Annotated in this window: 21 protein-coding genes and 1 pseudogene; 13 read left to right on the top strand and 9 right to left on the bottom strand. The window is 37.6% G+C overall.

Annotated features, from left to right (window positions below; all coding sequences use genetic code 11):
• Positions 1-11: 11 nt before the first annotated feature.
• From nrdR to glnK, 3 genes are all read right to left on the bottom strand, one after another.
• Positions 12-476 carry a transcriptional regulator NrdR gene (nrdR, locus tag F885_RS13675; protein ID WP_004656377.1) on the bottom strand — a complete coding sequence of 155 codons (465 nt, stop codon included), beginning with the start codon at positions 474-476 and terminating at the stop codon, positions 12-14.
• A gap of 126 nt (positions 477-602) precedes the next feature.
• A complete protein-coding gene (locus F885_RS13680) occupies positions 603-2,009 on the bottom strand; it encodes an ammonium transporter (RefSeq protein ID WP_005200614.1) in 1,407 nt (468 codons plus the stop codon).
• Between the two features lie 67 nt (positions 2,010-2,076).
• Positions 2,077-2,415: a P-II family nitrogen regulator gene (glnK, locus tag F885_RS13685; RefSeq protein WP_004656379.1), complete on the bottom strand. Its 339-nt coding sequence runs from the start codon at positions 2,413-2,415 to the stop codon at positions 2,077-2,079.
• 275 nt (positions 2,416-2,690) lie between these two features.
• On the opposite strand from glnK, the gene F885_RS13690 reads away from it, so the two are divergent.
• The 12 genes and pseudogenes from F885_RS13690 (at position 2,691) to F885_RS20625 (ending at position 16,501) form a co-directional block, all read left to right on the top strand.
• A complete protein-coding gene (locus F885_RS13690; RefSeq protein ID WP_004802123.1) occupies positions 2,691-2,918 on the top strand; it encodes an accessory factor UbiK family protein in 228 nt (75 codons plus the stop codon).
• 69 nt (positions 2,919-2,987) lie between these two features.
• Positions 2,988-3,833: pseudogene (locus F885_RS13695) on the top strand (YifB family Mg chelatase-like AAA ATPase); the annotation flags it as partial.
• A gap of 157 nt (positions 3,834-3,990) precedes the next feature.
• Complete coding sequence (locus tag F885_RS13700; RefSeq protein WP_005314765.1) at positions 3,991-6,405, top strand: hypothetical protein; 2,415 nt, start codon at positions 3,991-3,993, stop codon at positions 6,403-6,405.
• A gap of 102 nt (positions 6,406-6,507) precedes the next feature.
• Entirely contained in the window at positions 6,508-7,509 is a 1,002-nt protein-coding gene (locus tag F885_RS13705) for a PIN domain-containing protein (protein WP_005314762.1), read from the top strand.
• A 382-nt stretch (positions 7,510-7,891) separates the two neighbouring features.
• A complete protein-coding gene (locus F885_RS13710) occupies positions 7,892-8,974 on the top strand; it encodes a helix-turn-helix domain-containing protein (protein WP_005314761.1) in 1,083 nt (360 codons plus the stop codon).
• Between the two features lie 205 nt (positions 8,975-9,179).
• On the top strand, positions 9,180-9,359 hold the full coding sequence (locus F885_RS21385) for a hypothetical protein (protein ID WP_005314759.1): 180 nt from the start codon (positions 9,180-9,182) through the stop codon (positions 9,357-9,359).
• 114 nt (positions 9,360-9,473) lie between these two features.
• On the top strand, positions 9,474-10,487 hold the full coding sequence (locus F885_RS13720) for an SMODS domain-containing nucleotidyltransferase (protein WP_005314757.1): 1,014 nt from the start codon (positions 9,474-9,476) through the stop codon (positions 10,485-10,487).
• Complete coding sequence (locus F885_RS13725; RefSeq protein ID WP_005314755.1) at positions 10,487-12,199, top strand: ThiF family adenylyltransferase; 1,713 nt, start codon at positions 10,487-10,489, stop codon at positions 12,197-12,199. The genes F885_RS13720 and F885_RS13725 overlap by 1 nt, the downstream gene beginning before the upstream one ends.
• A gap of 5 nt (positions 12,200-12,204) precedes the next feature.
• Positions 12,205-12,666 (top strand): Mov34/MPN/PAD-1 family protein, encoded by a 462-nt coding sequence (locus F885_RS13730; RefSeq protein ID WP_005314752.1) that lies wholly within the window; start codon positions 12,205-12,207, stop codon positions 12,664-12,666.
• A 2-nt stretch (positions 12,667-12,668) separates the two neighbouring features.
• Positions 12,669-14,060 carry a CD-NTase-associated endodeoxyribonuclease Cap4 gene (gene cap4 / locus F885_RS13735; RefSeq protein WP_005314749.1) on the top strand — a complete coding sequence of 464 codons (1,392 nt, stop codon included), beginning with the start codon at positions 12,669-12,671 and terminating at the stop codon, positions 14,058-14,060.
• Positions 14,061-14,104: 44 nt separating this feature from the next.
• Positions 14,105-15,976, top strand: coding sequence for a hypothetical protein (locus F885_RS13740; protein ID WP_005314747.1), 1,872 nt, complete (start codon positions 14,105-14,107; stop codon positions 15,974-15,976).
• A 213-nt stretch (positions 15,977-16,189) separates the two neighbouring features.
• Positions 16,190-16,501: a hypothetical protein gene (locus F885_RS20625; protein ID WP_225761778.1), complete on the top strand. Its 312-nt coding sequence runs from the start codon at positions 16,190-16,192 to the stop codon at positions 16,499-16,501.
• Between the two features lie 156 nt (positions 16,502-16,657).
• On the opposite strand, the gene F885_RS13745 is transcribed toward F885_RS20625, so the two are convergent.
• From F885_RS13745 to F885_RS13760, 4 genes are all read right to left on the bottom strand, one after another.
• Positions 16,658-17,707 (bottom strand): GIY-YIG nuclease family protein, encoded by a 1,050-nt coding sequence (locus F885_RS13745; RefSeq protein WP_005314744.1) that lies wholly within the window; start codon positions 17,705-17,707, stop codon positions 16,658-16,660.
• Positions 17,708-17,888: 181 nt separating this feature from the next.
• On the bottom strand, positions 17,889-19,319 hold the full coding sequence (locus F885_RS13750; RefSeq protein WP_005314740.1) for a hypothetical protein: 1,431 nt from the start codon (positions 19,317-19,319) through the stop codon (positions 17,889-17,891).
• Positions 19,320-19,337: 18 nt separating this feature from the next.
• Positions 19,338-20,429 (bottom strand): TniQ family protein, encoded by a 1,092-nt coding sequence (locus F885_RS13755; RefSeq protein ID WP_005314738.1) that lies wholly within the window; start codon positions 20,427-20,429, stop codon positions 19,338-19,340.
• A 19-nt stretch (positions 20,430-20,448) separates the two neighbouring features.
• Positions 20,449-21,300: a TniB family NTP-binding protein gene (locus tag F885_RS13760; RefSeq protein ID WP_005314736.1), complete on the bottom strand. Its 852-nt coding sequence runs from the start codon at positions 21,298-21,300 to the stop codon at positions 20,449-20,451.
• A gap of 86 nt (positions 21,301-21,386) precedes the next feature.
• On the opposite strand from F885_RS13760, the gene F885_RS13770 reads away from it, so the two are divergent.
• Positions 21,387-22,462, top strand: a protein-coding gene (locus tag F885_RS13770; RefSeq protein WP_085946061.1) for an IS3 family transposase whose coding sequence is annotated in 2 segments (ribosomal slippage) — positions 21,387-21,639 and positions 21,639-22,462 — 1,077 coding nt in all. Because the reading frame shifts where the segments join, the coding sequence is not laid out codon by codon here.
• A 9-nt stretch (positions 22,463-22,471) separates the two neighbouring features.
• Here F885_RS13770 and F885_RS13775 read toward each other — a convergent pair.
• Both F885_RS13775 and F885_RS13780 read right to left on the bottom strand, forming a co-directional pair.
• Complete coding sequence (locus tag F885_RS13775) at positions 22,472-24,376, bottom strand: Mu transposase C-terminal domain-containing protein (protein ID WP_005314734.1); 1,905 nt, start codon at positions 24,374-24,376, stop codon at positions 22,472-22,474.
• On the bottom strand, positions 24,373-25,068 hold the full coding sequence (locus F885_RS13780) for a heteromeric transposase endonuclease subunit TnsA (RefSeq protein WP_005314732.1): 696 nt from the start codon (positions 25,066-25,068) through the stop codon (positions 24,373-24,375). The genes F885_RS13775 and F885_RS13780 overlap by 4 nt, the downstream gene beginning before the upstream one ends.
• Between the last annotated feature and the right edge of the window lie 32 nt (positions 25,069-25,100).

Here is a 25,100-nt window from a genome sequence, read left to right as displayed (position 1 = left end):
ATCTCTCGAATTTAAGCTTCATTTTCACGTTGTTGCATTTGCTCAATTTGATGGCGAAATGCTTCTACATCTTGGAAATCTTGGTACACAGAAGCAAATCGAACATAGGCAACATGATCCAATGCAAATAATGCCTGCATAACGATTTCACCAATGGTTCTGGATTTGACATCACGCTCGCCTAGACGGCGGATCTGCGATTGAATATCACTGAGTACGGTTTCAATTTGTTCCTGAGTGACAGGACGTTTTTGTAAGGCATGCATTAAAGAACGGCGTAGTTTGGCCTCATCAAAAGGTTCATTTTTACCGTCTGATTTGATCACGCGAGGCATGACCACATCATAACTTTCAAAGGTGGTAAAACGCTCCCCACAAATGACACACTCACGACGACGACGAATCTGGCAGCCTTCGGCAGCCAAACGGGAGTCTATGACTTTACTATCAGCAGCGTTACAAAATGGACAATGCATAGTTGCGCGATTATTTACTCACTTTGCTTAAGTGTAGCAAAGTTTCTTCAATTGCAGAACTAGCACCCTAAAGCCATAAAAAAACAGCCCCATAAGGCTGTTTTTTTTAATCACATCTTGCACTGATTATTCGATACGTTCGCCATGTTGGCTCAGGTCAAGACCCATACGTTCATCATCAGCGCTAACACGGATACCAATCACTAGATCAATTACTTTCAGGATAATGAAGGTCACAATTGCGCTATACGCGATTGTTGCTAACACACCCTCGATTTGTACCCACAACTGACCGATAAAGGTTGGTGCAAGTGCAACATTTGCTGCTTTGATGATTTCATCACTGTAGAACACACCAGTAAGAATCGCACCAACGATACCACCAACAGCATGTAAACCAAACGCATCCAGAGCATCATCCGCTTTAAGCAGGCGTTTCAGTGCAGTAATCCCCCAGAAGCACACAACACCACCAATTAAGCCCATGATTAATGCGCCACCTACACCAACGAAACCAGCAGCAGGCGTAATCACCACTAAACCAGCAACCGCACCTGATGCACCACCAAGAACTGATGCTTTACCACGAACAAGACGTTCAACAATGAGCCATGAGAATGCAGCAGCGGCAGCAGCTACTTGAGTTACAAGAATCGCCATACTTGCACGCGCACCAGCACCTAAAGCACTACCACCGTTAAAGCCGAACCAACCTACCCAAATCAAGCTTGCGCCAATCACAGTTAAAGTTAAGTTATGTGGTGCCATAGATTCACGGCCAAGGCCTGTACGTTTCCCTAACATGTATGCTGCAACCAAACCTGCAACACCTGCGTTAATATGAACAACCGTACCACCAGCAAAATCTAATGCGCCTGCTTTGAATAACCAGCCATCAGCCGCCCATACCCAGTGAGTGATTGGTGCATAAACCAAAATGACCCATACTGCGATAAATGCCATAAATGCTGAATATTTCATACGATCAGCAATCGAACCACTGATAATCGCAACAGTGATGATCGCAAACGTCATTTGGAAAATAACAAATAAGCTTTCAGGAATTGTTCCACTTAAGGCATCAAATGCAACGCCATTCAGCATCGCCTTGCCCAAGTCGCCCACATAAGCACCTGAACCAGAGAAAGCCAATGAGTAACCGGCAATTACCCAGATTAAACTCACTAAGATCGCCGCAGAAAGGCTGAACATCATGGTGCTGAGTACGTTTTTCTTACGCACCATACCACCATAGAACAGAGCCAAACCAGGAATAGTCATCAACAGAACCAATGCTGTTGAAACAAGAACCCAAGCTGTATCACCTGTATCCACTGTTGCTACAGCAGCAGGAGCAGCCTCTTCAGGAGCTGGAGCTTCAACGGCTACAATTTCAGTTGTTGCAGCACCCGTATCAGCAACGGCTACAGTTTGTTCAGTTACTGGTGTTGATGCAGCATCTTCTGCCCAAACCACCGCTGAACCACCTAAGAGTGCGCCAGATAGACTGAGCGCCATAAGCATTTTTTTCATTCGTGTCCCCCAACCTTATTTTGTGAGCTATTTCTCTTATTTCTAACTCAGCAAAGTTTGTGCCAATTTAGACAGCATCTGGCCCAGTTTCACCCGTACGGATACGGATTACTTGCTCTAAATTCGTGACAAAAATTTTGCCGTCACCAATTTTGCCTGTGCTTGCGACACGAGTGATTGATTCAATGACTGCGTCCACCATTTCATCACTAATTGCAATTTCAATCTTCACTTTCGGTAAGAAATCAACCACATACTCTGCACCACGATACAGTTCTGTATGACCTTTTTGACGTCCGAAACCTTTGACTTCAGTTACGGTAATCCCTTGAACACCAATCTCAGAGAGTGCTTCACGCACATCATCTAATTTAAATGGTTTTACAATTGCAGTTACAAGCTTCATGTTTGTTTTCCTTCGGCTTATTTTCACCAGTAAGGTTTTATGTTCAATTTTCATGCCAATATTTAAAGGTTGGGGGTTTTTAAATATTGGGCACAAGCTTTCTTTATAACCTATTTAGGCTTGAAGATGTAGATAGTGCATCGAAAATAAGTTTCATTTCGCTATATTGAATGAAATCAACCAGTCACTCATCCTTCTGTCCCGAAGTGTGCTAGAGGAATATAGCCAGCAGTGATACACTGAGCAGCAAATATACATAACCTATTGAGCACTTTATGATTGAGACTCTTTTACAGGCAATTTTGCAACAAGTTGACCAACCTAAAAAAGACCTAGAAAAAAACTTACGTGCGTTACTCAGTGAAAGCATCGAAAAGTTAGACCTTGTCTCTAAACAAGAGCTTGATCGCCAACGAACTGCTCTCAATACGGCCAATCAACGCCTCACTGAGCTGCAACAGCAAATGAAAATACTTGAAGAAATCGTTCAGAATAAAAAATAAGCACCAATTCGGTGCGAATAGCACCGAAAAATGATTAAAAATAAAGCACCACAATGGAACAATAATAAGATGTCTTTTGCCAAAATTTATACGAGAGGCTTATTGGGTCTACACGCCCCACAAATTGAAGTTGAAGTCCACATCAGTTCAGGCTTGCCTTCACTCACAATTGTAGGTCTACCTGAAGCTGCAGTACGTGAAAGTAAAGATCGTGTCCGCTCAGCCATTATTAATAGCGGTTTTCAGTTTCCAACCAAGCGCTTAACCATCAATTTGGCACCAGCAGATCTCCCTAAAGATGGTTCTAGACTTGATTTACCCATTGCTCTTGGCATCTTGATTGCTTCAGGACAATTACCAGAAAATAGCACTGAAGGCTTTGAATTTATTGGTGAACTGGCATTAGATGGACATTTACGCCCGATTTCAGGCGCATTGACCATCGCGATGGCCTGCCAACAAGCGCAGCATCGTCTGTTGCTGCCTAATGGCAATTTAGAAGAGGCCAACCAACTCCCCAATTTTGAGGTATATGCGGCCAATCACCTACAGGATGTCTGTGCACATTTTTCGGGCAATTCTCAAATTACTGCTGCACCACAAAGATCAATTCATGGTTTAACGTCTTATCAACTCGACCTCGCAGATGTTAAAGGACAGTTACGACCACGTCGTGCCTTAGAGATTGCAGCAGCAGGTGGGCATTCGCTCTTATTTAAAGGCCCTCCTGGTACAGGTAAAACCTTACTCGCCTCTCGCCTTCCCTCCATTTTACCGCCACCCAATGCACAGGAAAATTTAGAGGTCGCCAGTATTTATTCAGTCGCCAATGCACAACATAGCTTTGGGCAACGACCCTTTCGTGCACCACACCATACCGCATCCGCAATTGCTTTGGTCGGCGGTGGCTGTCATTTACAAACAACTATGCGACATTCCAAAGAACTATGCGATAAATTACAGATTTTATCTTTACATTAATCTTTATTTGAAATAAATCATTGAATATAAAAAATAATTCAATATAATTTAAAATAATATCAAAGTACAAACTATATATTTGGATCTTGCAATGTATAATATTTTTTTAAATAATATTAAAGCAGCACGCAAATTAAAAACACAAAAAAATATTGCTGAAGTAAGCCTGAGTATTTTTAGAATACTTATTCAACATATTTGTATTTCAAATGCGGAATATATAAATATTTTAGCTAAAGAAAGTTCGGAAAATATGTCAAAAATTGATATTAGTTTCATTGAGCTATCTCAACCAGCCGATGGAACATGCGTTGATTTTATAAGTAACTCTCTAACACAGATAGCCAAATTAAAAAATAGTTCTTTATCTAGATTCTACTTTGAAGATAAAGATATTTCAAACGAACCTGCATTAGTAGAATGGCTACAAATCAAAGAAATATCTTTAAGAAATATCTTACATACATATGTTGAAGATCGAAATGAAAGTATCTTTGGTCATGGTATTTCATCAACTAATTTATTTTTAGACATCGATATTATTGAATATATTTTAGACAAATTAAAAATTTATCTGCCTGAAAGCAAAGGTGACGATTTTTTATTTTTTCCTAAAATTTTTAATATCTCCACTCCTATTCAAACATTAAGATTATTTGATGGAAATCCTACGTGTTACAGAAAAATCAAAAAAACTAATAATGGTATGATTCATGTTACTGCTAAAGTTCAAACGTCCTTAACAAACGCTACTGATCAATCTTATGAAGTACCAAATAAAATTTTTAATATTTCTACAAAAAAAACTTATGAGGTATATGAATATAATGATTGGAATCCGCTAATTTTTTTACCAGAGAGAGCTATATCTGTAGCTGACTTTACAGGACGAAAAAAAGAAATCACTGAGCTTATTGACTGGTTTAATGATCCAGAAGACTCAAAACGATGTCTTGTATATGGTGATGGTGGCATTGGAAAAACAACTCTCATTTTAGAATTTATGCATCGTGTCCTTGAAGGTTCTATTGAGGTCGAATGGAAACCCAGTGTTATTACTTTTTACACAGCAAAAAAGACTCGTTGGGGAATACATGGTTTAGAATCACTTACGAACAACAATCTAGGCGTTGCAGATGTCGCTTTACATATAGCACAACTATTAGAAGTCAAACTTGACAATAGTTGGTATCAAAAAGATGCAGAAACTATTATTCAAAAATTAAAAGGCTTACTTGAAAAAGAGAAGATTAAAAAAAATGAGCATCTCATTATTTTAGATAATACAGAAACTATGGCTGAAAATGATGATGATATTATTAATCTAGGTAAGCAAATACACTTACTTTCCCGTTATGCTGGAAGAGTAATTCTTACTTCTCGTCGTACAGAAAGACTTGAAGCAAGACCAATTGAAACAACTAAATGGTCCGATGAAGAAGGTATAGAATATATTCAAAAAAGAGGAGATATATTAAATATTGATGCAATAAAGAAGGCTGGCATACCTACTTTAAAAAAAATCACTAGAGAACTCAACAATAAACCATTGATTTTGAATGTTTTCATTCAATTTGCAAATGAACTACAAAGCTCACTTAATAGCGCATTAGATAAAGTGAAAAGATTACAGGAAAAAGACTTAGGGATGTTCTTGTTTTCTGATGTTTGGGAAAGATTTAATGAAAAAGAAAAGCGCTTTTTACTTCTCTTAACCTATTTTGGTCCTGATCATGATCAATATTTTATGCAATTAGCTTCTGATAAAGCTAATTTAACTTTTTCTTTAGCTCAGAGCACATTAGAAGGTAGTAAAGGGATTTGTCAACTTAGTAGTATTGATGGCCAACTTCAAATTACTTTCAACAATGATTTTATGAAATTTTGTAAAGATAGAACTGTAAATTTTGATGATCAAACACATCCTCTTCAAAAAGATCTAGAATCAATCCAAAAAAGATATATAGAGTTTTTAAAACATATTGAAGTAGAAATATCAGATAATGATCAAAAAGCTTATTTAAGTAGGTTTGCACGGGCAGCTAGAAAATTCTTTAATGAGGGTAATAAAGATCAAGCAATTGCATACTATGAATTAGCGATAGATGAGGATCCAACAAATATTTGGTTATTAGAGAAGTATTCAAATACTCTATTTATTTATAAAGATTTTCCACAAGCTTTAGAAAAAATCAATAAAGCTACTAATATTGACCCTAATCACTCAGAACTCCAATTTACTAAAGGTAAAATATTAGCCAGAATTAAAAATAAAACCAAAGAATCTATAACATGCTTAGATTTAGCTCATAAACTCGGGAAATCTATGCACCTATGTGAGTTACAAAAAACATATGCTTATTTTGCAGATGGAGATATAGAGCACGCAACCATATCATTAAATATTGCTAAGAATAATATCCCTAACGATTCTTATTACCAAAAGTGCAAGATAGAAATTGAACGCTTAGAACGCAAAATAAATCAATATATATTACCTCTATAGAAAATGTTACTTTAGATGTATTTATAGAAAGTATTTTCATTACCTATAAGCACATTAACGAGGGTCAATAAATTTAACTTTTTTAATAATCAATGAGGCAGTATGTTTTATATATTTCTTGATACGTGTGTTTTTTTAGATATTTCTACTAAGAAACAAGAATTACCACTAGTTTCTGCATTGGAAGATCTTGTTCGTACTAAAGTAGCGAAGTTAGTCGTAATTGACTTAGTAGCTCAAGAATATGAAAGAAACAAAGAAGAGGTCGCAAACAAAACAGCAAAACGATTATCTCAAGAATTTAAACAAGTCAAAACAGTTGTAAGTGAGTTTGCAAAAAAAAATAAAGCTCAAACCATTGAAGTACTAAACGATATAAATGCAAGACTTCCTCTTTTGACTGATGCTAACTATGCAACCATTAACAGAGTTGAGAAACTAATTGAATCAGCGGAAAAAATAAGTATTAGCGAGCGCTCAAAGATTGCAGCCATTCAACGAGGCTTAGATAAAAAAGCTCCATTCCATATCAGTAAAAACTCTGTAGCTGATGCTGTAATTATTGAGCAATTTTATGAATTTTCATTAAGTGTCAATACGGCAGATAGTTGTTTTTTCATAACACATAATCATAACGACTTTTCTGCCAAAGACCATCGAAAGCCTCATACTGATTTTGAAAATATTTTCAATGGTAATACTTGTTATTTTAATAACTTAGCATCCGCAATCAACCTGATTGATAATAATTACTTAGCTGAAATAGAGTTTGAACATGACTTTACAGAAGAAACTCGTGGTTTAAGAGAAATTCTCGATGTATTAGACGAGCTAGTAGATAAAATTTGGTATAACCGTCATCAAAATCTAATCTGGAAGATAAATGAAGGTGAGATAGAAATTGTTCCTAAAGGTACGAAACACTATGGTAATCATTTTATTCATGAAGATATTCTTGAAGGTGCAATCAAATCTGCCAAACAAGTTAAAGAGACATATGAAGATGTTGGCCCTTGGAATGACTTTGAATGGGGTATGATTAACGGTAAATTGTCAGCTCTACGTTGGGTATTAGGTGACGAATGGGATATGTTAGATACCTAAGATAACAATTGATATCATTTTTAATTAAATATTATATTTTTCAATACCTTAAATATGATGATTTACTAAGAAATATGAATAAAGATAGTTAGAACAGGATATTCCCCTTTCTCAAACCAACCGTACTACAGATTTAATTATCTAATCGTATAGTTCTCAAAACCACTAAATCAAGTAGAGCCATTTCAATTTATCTTCTTAAGATTGCAAAACAATAAAATACAATATATGGTATTAAAATTCAAACAACTACCACTATATATAGTTGTTATTAAAAATAGAAACATTTTAGGAATAATTTGTAGAAAAATTTGCATACTCTTTACTGTTCAGTTATTATTCATTTAACTTGATCTGTAAGTCAATGATCTTGGAGGTGAATATGACTCATTTCAATCCTGATATGCTTAGTATTGCACGAAACTTTCGTGGCCTTAGTCAAACTGAACTAATTGCTGGAATGGGACAGTCTATTACTCAGGCTTCATTATCTAAAATTGAAAGTGGGGACTTAAAACCCTCCGATGAAGTTATCCAAAATCTATCTAATGCCCTACATTTCCCTATACGATTTTTTGAACATATTGAAAAGCTAAATGCACTGCCGATTAGTTTGCATGCATACAGAAAAAAAAGCTCTACCACAGCTAAAGCATTGAGCCGTATGAATGCTGAAATGATGTTAAAAATGGGCCATGTACAAACATTAGAATTGTTCACAAATGTGCCAAAAAGAAAAAACTCCTTACCAACTTTTAAAATTGGCCTAGATGTAAACACTCCTCAAGAAGCGGCTAAAAAGCTTAGATCATTGTGGGCGTTAGGAAGTGAACCTCTTGAAAACCTAACTGCCACTGTGGAAGATGCAGGGGTTTTAGTCTTTTTATGCGACTTTAAAGATAACAATGTTGATGGTGTATCCTTAAAAATGCATGGTGTGTCTCCATGCGTATTTCTAAATGCAAATCAGCCAAATGACAGAATACGCTTCACATTAGCACATGAACTTGGGCATTTGGTCCTCCATGAAGAACCATCTGAATTCATGGAAAAAGAAGCAAATGACTTTGCTGCCGAATTCTTAATGCCAGAAGAAAAAATTATTGATCAATTAGGTTCAACCAATTTAGCTCATTATCTAAGACTTAAAAAGGAATGGAAAACCTCAATGGCGGCCTTAATCTATAGGGCGTCAGAGTTAGGAACTATAACTTCAAGTCAAAGTGCCAATTTATGGCGGCAAATGGCTATGCGTGGTTATCGTAAAGTTGAACCAAATGAATTGGATCGAGAAGCGACATATAGAGTAGCTTCAATGCTCTTTGACTATGCAATAGATGCGAAAAAAACATCAACATCTGTCATTAGTGAGCTATCTCAATTATTTGACTTATATGAAGATGACTTTAAAAAACTATATTATTTTGACCTAGATTCAATGGAGACTATTGAAATGGTTTTATAAATTAAAAAGCCGACTCTATTGGGTAGAGTCGGCTTGATAGATTTTCACACAGGAAAGGCATATGGCTCTAAGCCCTACGCATACCTCATGTTAGATCTGGCTGTCAGAACCCCATTCTAACATTTAGGCCCGTAAATCTCAAGATTTACTCGCTTATTTTGGTATGCGCCCTGAAAAACGAGCCGCCAAAATAGGAGGGCTAACAATGCTTACCGAAAATCAAGACTTCGTGTTTTGTAAATCTTATCGCCATAAATCTGGAAAAATTATTGTCCATCCAACTGGATATTTTAAATTTCCCAGAACTCGGCCATTGAAAGAAGAAAAGGATGCTATCCGTAATAAAAAATCGGATGGTCCTGATAACTCAAACTCAATATCGTAAACAAGGTTAAATAACCTACTGCTATGCAACAAAGTTCACAGCCGTAGGTTACTTAATTTTTCTGATCGCACTTAATTTTATGCCCCATTTTAGTACATGGGCTCAGAGAGAATTATGACAACTCAACAGCAGTTTCTTGACCTACTTTCCGATATTGAACCATCTACAACAACGGTTAATGATTGTTCAAGCGCACATAATACGCTTCGTGATGCTTTAAAAGTGCATAATGAATTCAGCAAAGTACATGTGCATACATTCTTATCAGGTTCTTATAAAAGAAATACGGCAGTACGTCCGACTACCATAGGCGGAATCACACAAAGGCCAGATGTAGATATTATTGCCCTTACAAATCACACAATTAATGATAATCCTCAAATTGTCCTTGATGCAGTACATACGGCATTAAAGGATATTGGATATACCGATCTTACCGTTAACCGTCGTTCAGTAAATGTTAAGTTGAAAAAAGTTGATATGGATGTTGTCCCTATCATTTCAGATGGATATGGCGGCTATCTGATTCCAGACATTCATCTTGAAGAATGGCTAGTTACCAACCCTCCAGCCCATACCGAGTGGACTGTTGAGGTGAATAAAAATGCAAATGGTCGATTTAAGCCTCTTGTGAAGCTATTTAAATGGTGGCGTCGTGAGAACTTGTCTGATTTAAAAAGACCAAAAGGATTCATTTTAGAATGCCTGGTTGCCAAGCATATGAATTACTACGAATCCAACTATGAAAAGTTGTTTGTTTATCTTTTAGAAACGATCAGGAATTCTTATGGGATTTATGCGTCACTAGGCATAATTCCACATTTAGAAGATCCTGGTGTTGCAGGCAATAATGTTTTTTCTGCGGTCACAGCAGATGAGTTCAAAACTTTTTATGAAAAGGTAGAAGAACAAGCTGCTATTGCAAGAAACGCCTTAAATGAAACAGATGATGATAAAGCATTAGCCCTATGGCGGCAGGTTCTGGGTAATCGTTTTCCACGTTCGGCATCACACAAAAGTGCAAACTCTGCTGATATGGCCAGCTCTTTAATCCGTTCTGCTCTAGGTGCGGGATTAACATTTCCATCAACCCCTGTTTATCCAAATAAACCAGGAGGCTTTGCGTAATGGAACTGCTAAAAACACCATTAGAACGCCTAGCTCAAGAACGGCAGTTATTGACTGATCTTGAGAAAGAGAAAAATAGTTTTAAGATTCAGGAGTGGAACTCAACAGAAACAAATGAATTGCATTTGAACTTCTCTCTAAAGATAGGAACTATAGATTTTAATGGTGTTTTAGTATATCCAGAGCTTTTCCCAGAGCTACCAGCATATATACGCCCACAAAAATCTGGTGAAAGATGGAGTATCTTGCACCAGTATGGTGGTTCAGGAGTGCTGTGTCTAGAATATGGCCCAGATAATTGGAATACCAATATCAGTGGAGTGGATCTAGTTAGAAGTGCCCAGCTTCTTTTATTAACAGATGCAATGACTGTATTGGAGATGAATGTAGAACCTGTACCATCTAGGCATTCTGAAACAATAGGTCAAAAATTAAGAGGTGTTTCAGAAAGATTCATTGAAACACCTATGTTACGTCACATACTCTTGGGTAGTGATTCTGAGAAAATGGACTTTAAGATTGCCATCTCAAGCTTTCGAGACAAAACCGTTATTGTTCCAACAAATATTCAGAACAAATCTCTACCTGACATCGTACCATCATTTTCTAATGAAAGATTTGAATTGTCTGGATGGGCAATACGAATTGATTCTGTTCCTCAATTAAAGGAATCCGTAAATGACCGAGTTTCATTAGAATCCTTTTTAGGCAATTTATGGCCTGCTCAAGAGGAATTCACAAATTCCATACAGCCTATATTGTTATATGACTTAAAGGGTAACTTGGAACTATTCTTGATTAATAATACAGCACCACTTTTCGTAAGTTATCCTGCTATTAATCTACATGATGATCAGAATCAAAGATTGCCAGCACAATTTAGCCATCTCAATAATACAAGGATAGCAATTGTAGGTCTTGGATCGTTAGGAAGTAAAATTGCAATTTCACTGGCACGGTCGGGCTGTAAAAACTTTCTACTTATTGATGATGATATTCTGGCTCCACACAATCTTGTCCGTAATGAACTCAACTGGTTAGATGTTGGCTTTGCTAAAACCCATGCTGTTGAAAGAGCATTAAAACGAACTGCATTAGACATGCAGGTTGAAACGTATGAAATGCAAATTGGTGGACAGGAAAATCCTCATTTAAATTCCAATATCGCTAATGCCATTGGTACATGTAATCTGATTATTGATGCGACAGCAAGCTCACATACATTTCTAACCTTAGCTGCAATTGCTAAAAGAAAACATATACCAATGGTATGGGGTGAAATCTTTGGTGGCGGTGGTGGAGCAATGATGGCCCGTAGTCGCCCAACGTTAGATGCCTCACCTTTAGAGCTTCGCAATCATATTTATGGTGTCTTACAAACGTTGGAACCAATCCCAGAAGGCAAAGTTAATAATTACGGCTTTCAAACACAAAACCAAACATATATTGCATCAGATGCAGATGTAACGGCTCTTGCAGCGTCTATGACGCAGTTCACATTAGATACTTTATGTACAATTGATGAGCAATCCTCTTATCCATATTCAGCATATTTAATAGGGTTCCGTAAATATTGGATATTTCAATGTCCTTTTGATACTCATCCTATCGATTGTTCAGGTGCGTTAGTAACAGAATCTCCTACGGATAAACAGATATCTGAAAGTGAAAATGGCAATTCTATTGAAGAGCCTGAACCGATGAAAGGTTAATACTGATGCTGAAAATATCCATTCCTACTGATATACAAATTTTACTGATAAAAGCCCTGTTGAAGTCTGGAACCCACGAATGTGGCGGTGTTTTAATGGGTGAGCATATAGGTACAAACCATTTTAGAGTTAGCTCATTAACTGTTCAAAAGAGTGGAACGATAGCATCCTTTGTACGTGGAATTACGGATGCTATCAAAGCAATCCGCCTTTTTCATAAATCAACAAACAATAATTATCAAAAATTTAACTATTTAGGTGAATGGCATAGCCATCCTCTCTTTAGTGTACAACCCAGCAGTAAAGACCATCACACCATGAGGGAATTGGTGTCCGATCCAAAAGTGGGTGCAAATTTTGTAGTCTTACTGATTTTTCATTTAAAAAACAATCATCTTGAGGGCAGTGCCCATACCTACCTACCAGATGGTTCCTGTTACCCATCCACCCTGGATTTAGAGAGATAATAATGAGTGCAAGTCTGTTAGAAAAACAATCAACTGGTGGTGCAATTGCACGAGTAGGGTTTGATTATCAGGATGCCTTTGTATTAAAGAACCTGCCACTATGGCTATCTGAAAGTGCTTTTAGTCACATTGTGAGTGAATCAATAGGTGATGTGGAGGTTTGCTATTTTTCTCCAGAAAAAAATTTACACCGTGTCATGTATGAAGCCAAGAATCATTCTCTTACTCCCACAAAATTTTGGGAAGAAATTGAACGTTTCAAGCAGGCTTTTGACATTCCATCAAGTGAATATATTCGCTTCGGTTTAGTGTGCCCCAGCTATTCAAATACACTTCACCCATTCCTTGCCCAGATTGAGAGAGTTAGAGGCGTTGGTGCTTCATACAATACAGATTCTGTAATTTTGTTAAAAAGCCGTCAGGATATTATTAACTGGTGCGTTGAAAAAGAATTTGACTCCTCGCTTGTTGAATTCGCTCTTGATCACGTTGATTTTATAACTTTCAACGCTGAGAGCAGTGATTCTATCTTTATGGGTGAAATAGGACATTTATCCAACATCGAATTGACTATGACTAAAGTCAGACAGTTAAAAGACCAATTTAAAGATTTGATTTCCCTTTCATCTTCTGGACCTATATACCGTAAAGACTATGAAAATCTTATTTGCCAGGCTTTAGGAAAAGAGAGGGATCAGTGGCTATGCAGTCCTATTAAAATTAACCTTTCTACTTCAACCAGTCAGTACCAAGACCTAAACTTAGATATTCGTGATTTCAATGGTCCTGATCGTGCCCAAAAAACCTCCAGCGACTGGAATAACCTAATCAAAAAAGCAGTATTGATTGGGGATTTCATTCATAACAGTGGTGACCGTAGAATCCTCCTTATAGATGGCAAACAAAGAATGTCCACTGCATGTATGCTTGGCTATGTTTTTAGTGCCACACGTAATTTCCTACTCGAAATAGAACATAATGGCCTCACTTATCGCACTGATGACCATAAACAGAAAGAGGGACAATTTTTTACTAAAATCGACTCTGTTGAGCTACAGAGTGAAACTGAAGCCATAGTCACTATTGGATTTCCTACAGCTATAGGTAAAGACATTGACTCTACGATTAATGAAGTAAAGAGCTTACCTAGACTGAATTTAGAAAGCTGTCATGCCATTGATAATATGGAAACTCTAAATCTTGCTGTCAGAGAGGCAAAATCCGCTTTAGTTTCATTCAAATCTGAAAATAAGTTATCTAAATTACACCTCTTTATTAAGGCACCCTCAGTTTTTGCAATGATCTTGGGACATCGCTTGAATGGTATTTGTGATATCCAGCTTTACGATTGGGTAGATGGGCAGTATATCCCTACAGCCGAACTGAACTTATAAGAAGAATTGACTAGTCGATAATATTACCAATAGAGAGGTTGATCATGAACAATCATTCTAATGAAGAAAATACTGATAACTCTTCAGATAAAAAAAAATCCCCCGCATTCAAAGTTCTTGAATCCAATGCTGAAAAGTTCTTAATGGTGTGGTGGTATGGGGCGTTAGCAAAAGCTGAACGTAGAAATACCCAACCTAAAGTTCATGTTGCTTTTAGGGAACTTCTTGAAGATTACACACCCACAAATAATTTTATTTTTATTGATGCCAATATAACAGATTTGGTGTCTTGGCCTATTGGCACAGTTTGGCATCATGAACGATTGGTTGATTATCTTCCTTTAGAAATACGGGAGTTTGATATTGACCATACGGATTTTACACATACCTATGTTCAAGCATATAAGCGAGACGAAAAGACAGGGAGAATAGATCATTTCTTCTCAGACAAGAATAAATTTTATATTAATCCAAGCCAACGTGAGAATTGCATTTCTTTCTCCTTAAAGGATCAGGAATATAAGGAACTACTCGTACCTTGTTTTGAGTTTCTGGTAAGAGGATATGGTCTCTCTACAGAACTTCCTAGAATTCTGACAACATATGATGAGGCCGAAAGACATGAACGGCTCTACACACCTCATCCACAAGAAGAAAATACCTGGACGATCCTTATAGGTGATAGCCTCACATCAGATGATCATGTATTTATTGCCTACTATAAATACAGCGAATATACCCAGGATGCCGTAAGGATCTTATTTAGCAGTATTGCAAAACATGATGATTTTACTCAAAGAAACCATATATACCCTAAAGTAATGCCATGGCATGAGGAAACGAGAAAAATTAGGGTTTCTGGTTTCTGTCTCCCTGACACCAATGCCTTTTTAGCCTTGACTATTCTTGGAATAGAATTACCTGATCAAACACTCATCAGACGCGTTCCAAAAGTAATTCACCGCGTTAAGAAACCTGTAGATGTTAACTCACCTAATCCTCCTCAATTGCAACTAGGTCCTGGTCAGATTAACGTATCTGAAGATCAAGGGGGGCGCAAACCATTATCACAATCAGTTATTTTAGGTCATGAATTTACCTGGTTAGGAGCAGGACCAGTAGGAGAGAAAAGTAAAACAAAACATGAAAAAACCATCACCCAACCACAAAGAAAGAAAAATACAAAGGAGACAAATACGATTGGTACAGGGCAACCAGATAGCTCCAAGGATATTCTTAATGCCACAATTAATCCGACCACTAATAAAGATAATGCCACAGAATTTGAAGCTCCAGAACAAGGAAGAATTATGGACCTTTGGAATGCTTGCGTAAAAGCACACTCGTTAAATCCCAGTATTGTCAATGCAGTACACTATTATACTTTTGAAGAAGACTTTAATTACAACGATAAACCCACTCTCATGGCCTTTTCCGTCAATTCAGAAACTTTAGAAAATGAAGATATTTCAGATGAAGAAAAACAAGCTTATAAAAATTGGTGTTATGCAAATTCAAATAAAACAGCAACCCGCGGAGCATTAGTCATTCGACTATCTCTTAGAAATTACCCTCCAGTTTATATTTTCGATATACAACCTGCGATTTATGTTTCAAATGCAGAAGGAAAGAGCGTCTACAAGGAACGTGGGCATTCTGGACTAATATTTAGGTCAAAGACCCTAGAACAATTCGAACAGTATATTTCCGATCTCATGAAAAGCTTGCCTTTGTCAGAGGGTTCTTATACGAAAACTCTTCAGGGCTCCAATCTTGTTACCCAATTATTTGTTTTTAGGCGCTCAAAATCTGCTGGCTTTTCAGATGGTGAATCAACTTTATTGAATGCTCTAAGAAAAATTGGAATTACCAATATTCAGCTAAAGGAAGAAAAAAAAGAAAAAAATGAGGGTTAAAATCCAAATTTGACAAATGTAATCATTTTCTTATAAGGGATTAGCACTAAACCTGTATATAAGCTCCCTTCCATAAAATAGTTGCAACAACCTTTGTCAATTTCTATAATTCAATAGTTGTTGAAATATTGAAATGTTTTTTTCTGAAGCCAAACACAATATTAGGAATGGATACCTGCTACAGCACTTGTTCTGTTTATTGTGCTCGCATCAGTGACGCCTCAAATTGGACTTGCTCAAAGTGCTGCCCTTCAGGCTTTACCAATTTACATCGCATTTGCCATTATTGCTCCCTTTGTAGGCTGGGCTATCGCATCCTTGTTTAAACTGGAGCCAAGTTCTACAAGAGCAGTATCTTTTTCAGCATCATATCGAAACTCTTTGGTTATCTTGCCACTAGCCTTAGCAGTACCAGGAAGTATGCCTATTATCCCTGCTGTAATTTTAACGCAAACAATTGTTGAGCTTTGCTTTCTACCAATATATATCCGCTTGATTCCTAAAATATTTCCACACAAGCATTGATTACAAACTCATAAACCAACGCCAAAAATCCCAAATATTTATATTTGGGATTTGTTATTTATGAATTTAGGTAAGTATGGATAATGCGCTTATACATGTTATTTTTATAAGAACTGTCAGAAATACATAATTTGGCTGTTGGAGAAATCCATTAGCTTATTTTTTCAAAATATTCTGCTTAGAAAGTTTTGCTGCAAGTTTTCTTAATGTTATTAGATTCTTTTCATAATGTTTATTTCGCCCCTTTAGTAAATTAGTCAATCGTTGCTGAAATAAACACTCCTCAAGCAGATTCTTCTGCTTACTGGCAATTTTACGTGCTTCTGAATACAACCATAATGCATTGTCCAAAGGGTCTTTGCGTCTAACTCTTTCATCCTGAACAATCCACCTTTTCACATACAGCATTGCAGCAGACATATCCTGATCCATCAGATTTTTAAGTACATCTAGATCATAATTTTCTGATTTGTCTGTTTCGTACATCTTGTGATCTAAACGTAAGACTTGCTCATTTCGCTCTTTGGCGTACTGCCATCCTAGTGGCAGGGGTTCGGGCGGTACAAAATCTTGTTGCTCTGTTAATCGTACTGTTCCACGCTCAATGACTTTGGCAATTAAAGCAACCATGGTCAGTTCTTTTTCATGAGGATAGTCAACAAAATATTGGTCAAAAACAATTTGGGCCTGTTCTTGTCTATCAGCAGCAACCAATGCTCGGACAGCTTTATCTAATAGTTGGATAGAACCCAGAGGGCGCAGAGCAAGAAGCTCCGCCAGTAAACCATTTTCAATAATAGTGTTTGCAAATAATTTGTGATACCTCAATGCTTCTATAAATAGATCAGCCTTTTCATTCACCTCCGTCGCTAACTCAGCATCCAACTCAGTTTTCTTTAACTTTGACTCAATCTCATTTCGATGACTTAAAGCCTCCATATTTAAGCTTCGGCTCATATTTTGACGATTAACCAACTGATCGCCATATTTTGAAAAAAGCTTTTCCTCTTCTTCTAATGCTTGGTTTTCTGATAATTGATCAAGTACGATTCTAACGTTGTATTGATTATTTAGATATTTTTCAACATACAAATCCCAATTCAAATCTCGACCTTTACGCCACGCTCTATCACCACATCCCTTGCCAACATAAAATACTTCACCTGATAATGTTTCATGTACATAAACGTAATACTTATAATCCATTGCTTTTCCTATAGTTGATGTCCATTTTTCTAATTATGAAACATAGAATATAAATAGACCATGTTTATAACAAGTACGTCTAACTTTCACCCTATTTATTGATATTTTCCCCACTATCCTTTCTCATTTTAATTTCTATTTTATAGACAGAAATCATGTGAGGGAGTTACTTACTTCTGGATTAGAATCTTATTGAGGAAAACTCCATGTTCGGTATCCAATATTGTTGATTATTGATCAAGACGTTAAAACCATCTATTTCAACATTCATATCAACTTTATCTACACGATTACAAATGTTTTTATCCAGTCCATGAAAATATCCCAAACACAGTCTCACCCAGGTTAACTCATCAAAATTTTCTGTTGGATTTTTCATCATTGTTAGTAAATCTTTTTCTAACTTCTTCAAATTACTTTTATTTTTCGATTCTTTATCCAACATTCTTGTTGAGTTCAACTGAGTATCATAATTTTTATTTAGAAAGTTAAGAAAGCCTGTTAATGCTGCTGCTTGTCCTGGTGATTGATATAAGTAATGTTTCACATGCCACATCGTAGGTAAGTCTAATCGAGACTGATTAACCAATTGCATTAATGCGGAAGCTGGTTTCATGGCTAAACGGGTCGAGCGAAGAGTGGTGTTACCCAGTTTCATTTTATTTTTTAAATATTGATCATATTCCTGAAGCACTTGGGCAGACAAAGTTAATTCTGGGGATGACTTTACCAACCTCTCCAATTGATCCAATTCTGAACACTGATCTTTTAATTCAGTATTGATTTCTAGTTTATACATTGAAACTAACCATCGCATTGGTAGCTCATATTTGCGTAGACCGCTTGCTCTTAGTCTGTGTAATAAAGGGGCATAATCTGGGATCTGTTCTCTCCAAAGATTATTGGTCTTTTCAAAGAACTGAATGTGTTTATGAATTAGCAATGCAGCCTTATGTGGTCCTAGCTCATGATCAAGCCAATTCATATATTCTTCAAAGTAACCTTTAACACTTGGATTCACTAATGTATTAACTAGTTCTTTAATCCTATTGCCCAATATTCTTCGCCATGAACATGATTCACAATATTTTCCACATCCAGCAGGAATTTGTTGCTGACAGGTTAAACATTGAAGTGGTGGACAGCTTGAACATTTTTTACAAAGCATTTTGCCTGACACAGCATCCTGTTCAACCGACCTATATCTTCTACAACTTTGGCATGTCTGGTAATCACGGGTTGCACACTTTGTGCAAACTCTTAAATTATCCTCAAAACGGCTGATACGAGACAAACGTTGTGATGCCATTCCACATCGTTCACAAGCTTGAAACTCTCTAAAATAAACTGAGCAGCTATTACAAACAGGTCCTTGTTCCGTTATTTTGCCTACAGGGTAATCAATACGTTGACATCGAATACAGGGGCGATTAGTTTCACATTTTTGGCAAACAGCCAATTCATCAGTTTTGTGCAATCTTGAGCTTTTACCACATGATGGGCAATCTCTTTTTTTAAAAACTCGCACATAGCATTTATGGCAATAGTTACGCTGTTTATAGCGTCGGTGTATCTTTTCAACCGCATTACCACATTCATCACACTGAGACATAGCGTTTCCCTCCAAACACTATCCTAATTTTCTTTTTAATCTCAAAAACTTTCGTATTACAGCCTCCTTACTTTTAGGTTTGCGTGTATCAACTAATGCTCTCTTTGGAGGGTAGTTCCTATAAACCGAGCCCAACTGTTCTTCAATAGGTCTTAATATGGCTGGCAACTGGTTTCTCTTATCCCAAAATGAAGATCTGTTCATATTTAAAGATTGTGCTGTTTCAATAAATTTTTCTAGAGGAATGATGAGTAATTGATAAATACAGGAAAATAGCCGTTCCCTCTCGATAACTTGAAGTTGGCTAATAACCAATCCATTCGAGATAAGCTCAGAATGGGGTACCTGAATCTTGAGTTGTTCAAGAAAAGCCCATCCTTTTCCATTTGATGAACTAGCTAGAACTTTTCTAATAAATTGTGAAAATAACTTAATCACCGTTAACCAATCATTTAGTGAAATCAAATTATCCTGATAGGTTGCACGGCCTTGTTCCAAGAATTGATCAAAGATTTTTTGGAATGCCAAGGCATGACAATCCATAAAACGTTCATTAACCTCCAATAAGCTTTTTTTACATATTGAACAGCAAGTCATAACCTGATCAGGGGCTTCAAGTCGCCTAGGTTGAATGGCATTATGACAATTCGGACATTGATCATGTAAACGCTGATTATGTTTCATACAGCCTGTATGCCAGGCAAAGCGCCAGGGCAAACGGAAATAGGCAACATCATCCTCAGACAAACACTTAGGACAATATTGCCAGCCACCTCGATGCTTGCGGTTTCTTGTACCTAATACCAGATACCATGAATCAAGGGTTCCATTATCCAAGTTATATTTAAATAAGAAATTGCGAAGCGTAGCCGAATCAAATTGGCTTTCATCAATTTTTGTTGTATTGACCAAGGCCCGTAAATGCTCTGAGCTTAAACCTCGATCTACATCTACTGACCAAATTCGCCATTTAGGCCAGAGTACCCCTGTTAGACTTAATGGGTCACAACCACTATCGAGTGCAGCACGTATCAACCATGAAGACAATGCCTCATCTTTCTGTAAAGTCGTGGGGATAATCCATGAATGGACTTCTGTTGTACCTATCATACCTAGTCCTCCACATGGCTTATTTCACACTTTCTAGTAAGCTGCGGTCGATAAACTCCTGACCAGAAACAATAGCTTTCTTTGCAGCTTCCCGTAAAAGCGTTCGCAGATTACCTAAATTTCCATCGGTAATATCATGTAGATATTTTACTGTTGCTGGCTCAGCCAGTTTTGAAGCCTGTTTGAGTGGAAGAACTTTTTCAAACTTATTTACCATGGCCTGAAAGTCCTTATCTAGCTTCCATAAGGGCAAATTAACCACACGAAAACGGCTTACATGCTGTGGATCAGTACGCAGGACACTAATCGCTTCTTCTGTACCAAACCCAACAATGGGTATCTGTGTTTCATTACACAAATACTTAATTGCATTCATTACTGTTCTTTGCTTAATCGGGCTGCCACATAATAAAGAATTCATTTCGTCGATAATGAGGAGTTTTACCTCGTAAAGTTTAAGGCAATGGACCACTTGGTAACGTAGCTTCGCAACAGGATCTCTTTCTCGAAAGGGAACCCAGAACTTATCAAGAATAGCCATATACAAAGCTTTTTCATCAGGTGAAACAGGTGCCTGCACAACAATTACAGGTTTTACTGCATTATTTTCTGCATTGACATAACCCTCCCCATACAGCTTAAAGAACTGATTAATAATTGAGGTCTTACCATTATTTGGCTTACTCAATACCAGTAAGTTGGGCATACGGCTCCGCTTCGGAAGTGTCAGGAATCCTTTCAATTGGTCTAGTAAGTCATTGGCTGCTGGATACCCAATCCATCGGTCCTCTTCCAGGAAGTAGAGCCTGTCCTCATTAGACTGTTCCACAATAGGGCGAAACTCTTGAAAAACATGTGAATAGTTACTCATGAAATATCCTCATCAGGTAATCCCCCCTAAAAATAATAGGATCTAAAAGTAGAATTTTCTCTTAAGATACGAGCAGGAGATTCTGCATGAAAACATCTAAATTTACTGACAGTCAGATCATGTCCATCTTGAAACAGGCAGAATCTGGCACACCTGTAGCGACCCTTTGCCGTGAACACGGCATGAGTAATGCTACCTTTTATAAATGGCGTGCCAAATATGGTGGTATGGATACATCATTAATGGCTCGACTGAAAGAGCTAGAAGCCGAAAATACCAGACTTAAAAAGATGTATGCGGAAGAGCGATTAAAGGCCGAAATCATCCAGGAAGCGATGGCAAAAAAGTGGTAAAGCCATCTTGCCGGCGTAAGATGGCACAACAGGCAGTTGCCCAGCATGCCATTAGTATTCGTTTGGCTTGTAAAGCATTTGGTATTAGTGAAACCTGCTACCGCTATCAAGCCAATCTCAGCGATGACAATGCACTCATTGCTGAACAGCTCATTGAACTCACTGAGGAAAATTCCGATTGGGGCTTTGGTTTGTGCTTCTCGTATTTACGGCATGTTGAGAGTTGCTGCTGGAATCACAAGCGGGTTTACCGCATTTACTGTGAGTTGGCACTGAATCTGCGTATTAAACCGAGAAGAAGACTAAAACGGCATGCGCCTGAACCATTGAAAGAACCAATCCGAGAAAATCAGGTTTGGTCATTAGATTTTATGCATGATCAGCTTTCCGATGGTCGCAAGTTTCGATTATTGAATGTGATTGATGATTACCGCCGCGAAGGCCTAGCCATTGAAGCAGGGTTCTCATTGCCCACAATCAGGGTTATTCGTACGTTGAATCAATTGCTGGAGTGGCGAGAAAAGCCGTTAGTTATTCGGTGTGACAATGGCCCGGAGTTTATCAGTCACGAATTTGTGCGCTGGGCTACTGAGCACGGTATTCGTATTGAATATATTCAACCGGGTAAGCCACAGCAGAATGCGTATATTGAACGCTATAATCGGACCATACGTTATAGTTGGCTGAGCAAGCATTTATTTGATACTTTGGATGAAGTACAAGATTATGCAACAAACTGGTTGTGGCATTACAACCATGAAAGACCACATCAAGCTAACAAAGGAAAGCCACCTCTAATGGCTGCTTAACCTCTACTTTTAACTTCGGTTATTTATGGGAGGATTACCATCATTTTCCAGTTCATCGAGAGGCAATAAACCATATACGCTATCAAGCTGTTGCTCCAAAATCGTACTCTCTTGTTGAGGTTTTTTGCCCTGAATTGATGCAGGATTAACACTCATTTGGTGTTGGGTACTGCGCTGACGTGATCTGCGAGCCCGTCGAGTTTTAGTGCTTGCTTCCTGAACACGTTCCCTAAGTTTAGCTAGAGCCTGTCCAAGTTCATGATCTTTTAGATATTCGCCATTTTCCTTTTTTAGCTCTTGAATCTTTTTGTGTTCCCAAATACTAAATGGCGGAATACTTTGATCCGCTAAAGGTACCTTAAAATAATTTTTGATTTCGGGATCAAAGAACCATATCTCACTAATATTTCTTGGATCACGCCTAAAGATAAATTTACGTTTTTCCTTTTGATTATAGGGGTCTACAGCATTAATCCAACCTCTTAATACATCAGCATAATAAGCAAGGCCATCAATTGTTACACCTGTTGTTTGAATCGTCCTTTCAAAACTTGGTAGAAAATCAAGAAAGAAATTATGATCATTTGCAGGCAATCTGGCAGCTCCAGAACCTAACGTGTTTTTATCGCCAAAGATACCCAACTCAAAAGCATGTAGTGGAGAAGTACCTAAAGCAGAGTGTTTTCTTTTGTGGTAAACATTACAGATAAAATCAATTAGCCAGTCCTCAAATTCGGAAAATGTGAAAACTGCTTCCGTATCTGAGTTATAGCCTTTTCTTTCAAAAATATTTGAAAAAGTTGTTCCTGGAACTGCGTGAATATCCGTTGCAAATGTTCCCATCAAACGTTCAATGTGCCCACCAAAACGTGGTTTTTTTACTGGTCGGTATTCCAGACGAATATCATGTGCCATACAGGCATTTCTGAAAGTTTCTGAGTGAAACTCAGGTCCATTATCGACATGAATGGTGTTCATAATTCCCCAGACAGGCCATTCAGCTTGAATCTTGCGCGAAGCTAGCCATTTCTCTTTGGGCAGTACAGCTTGAGAAACGCTCATTGCAATAGACATAACAGAGGGAGCATCTAATGATAAGTAATATCCCACAACTACCCTTGTGCGCACATCAATTGCCAATGTAAGAAAAGGTCGTCCTATAGGGCATCTGCTAAAATCATCAACCAGAATAAGATCAACGGGTGTATGGTCAATCTGTACAACGGCAAGTGGATAATCAGCATGAGGGAATTTCCCTGCGGCAGGTGTAAATTTGTTATCGGCCTTTTCCTTATGCCCCCTCTTACGAAGAGAGTCTTTCTGGCTAATCGCTGCAATACGATTTCTTACTGTATTGGCATGAGGCACCTCTAGGATATGGTATTCATGACATAAGCGTTTCACTTCAAGTACAACTTTTTGAACACTTATTCTTTGATTAGTTAGGTATAAATCGTTGATGGCTTTTTCAATGATTGCTTCAGCATGTTTATTAATTATCTTCTTACCTTGTGGCAATCCCTCTTTTCTAGGTCGCAATCCATCAATAGTTCCATATGCTTTATAAATTTTTAACCATCTATATATGGTGGCTGGATTTATATCATGTGCCTGAGCACGTAATTCTACTTCCTTACGACCACTCACACCTCCCTCAATGAAAGGACGGATGATGTTGAAACGTCTTTCAGCCTCAATCCAGTCTTTATCAGCGATGAGCTCTAGATCTTCATGCTGTTCCACAGCTATTGACGGCCTTAATTCACTGATAGCCGCAATATTTTTCCTACCTGTATTATTGTTTTCAACAAAAACTGATTTCAGGTCAATGACTTCAATGATCGTATGAGGAATCCCTTTTATCTGAACAGGTTCCCCAGCAGCTATTTTGATATTCACACGTCTATCATTCATGACAAACTCCCACTTACCCAGAGTTCAGTAGATGGCTGTAAAGGTGCACTTAAATCGCAAACCAGATAACCATGAGCAACTAAATACCAGATTTGACTAATTCCATTTGCTCGGTCCCATTTGCCAAGAAAATGTCTGGCTAATAGAGTCTCAAAAGTTACTACTTCTCGATCTCTCACATAATCCAATAAGTGCTTTGAATCAGCAGGGGGAAAGTCCATCTTTCGGTACTTTTGTAAAAACATGGCATTCGACCATAACTGGTCCCGAATACGACCTTCATGTGCAATATGAAATTTCCAACCCTCTTCTTTGCATACCCTCATGGCAGCACGATATCTAGCTTTCCATAGATGTAAATTAAGTTGCAATTCATCTGTAGGTTTTACTTCAACCAGTTTAGGTGCAATAAATGGAAGAAAATCATCATGCTTATAAGTTACCAGGTAGTCAGGGGTGTAAACTCGTTTCTGCCCATTATCAAAATACTCAATGGTAAAGGGTTGAGATTCTACAGCAAGAACATTAGGGTCAACCTCTAATCGAATGAGAAAATCGCGTTCCAGTGTTGATTCAAAGGCCACTGCGGAATCTTTTTTAAAAGGGTATAAACCAGATACACTAATCCGTGTATTACCAATTTTTCTTCGAGCTGGTACGATGTTAACGGTGTCGCATGATTGATTGTTCATTCTGGGTTCCGTTGCATAGTTCTTTATAAAAT

The organism is Acinetobacter higginsii (assembly GCF_000369845.1).
Classification (GTDB): Bacteria; Pseudomonadota; Gammaproteobacteria; order Pseudomonadales; family Moraxellaceae; genus Acinetobacter; species Acinetobacter higginsii.
The sequence above is the reverse complement of the archived record's forward strand: the minus strand, read 5'-3'. Positions and strand labels throughout refer to the sequence as shown.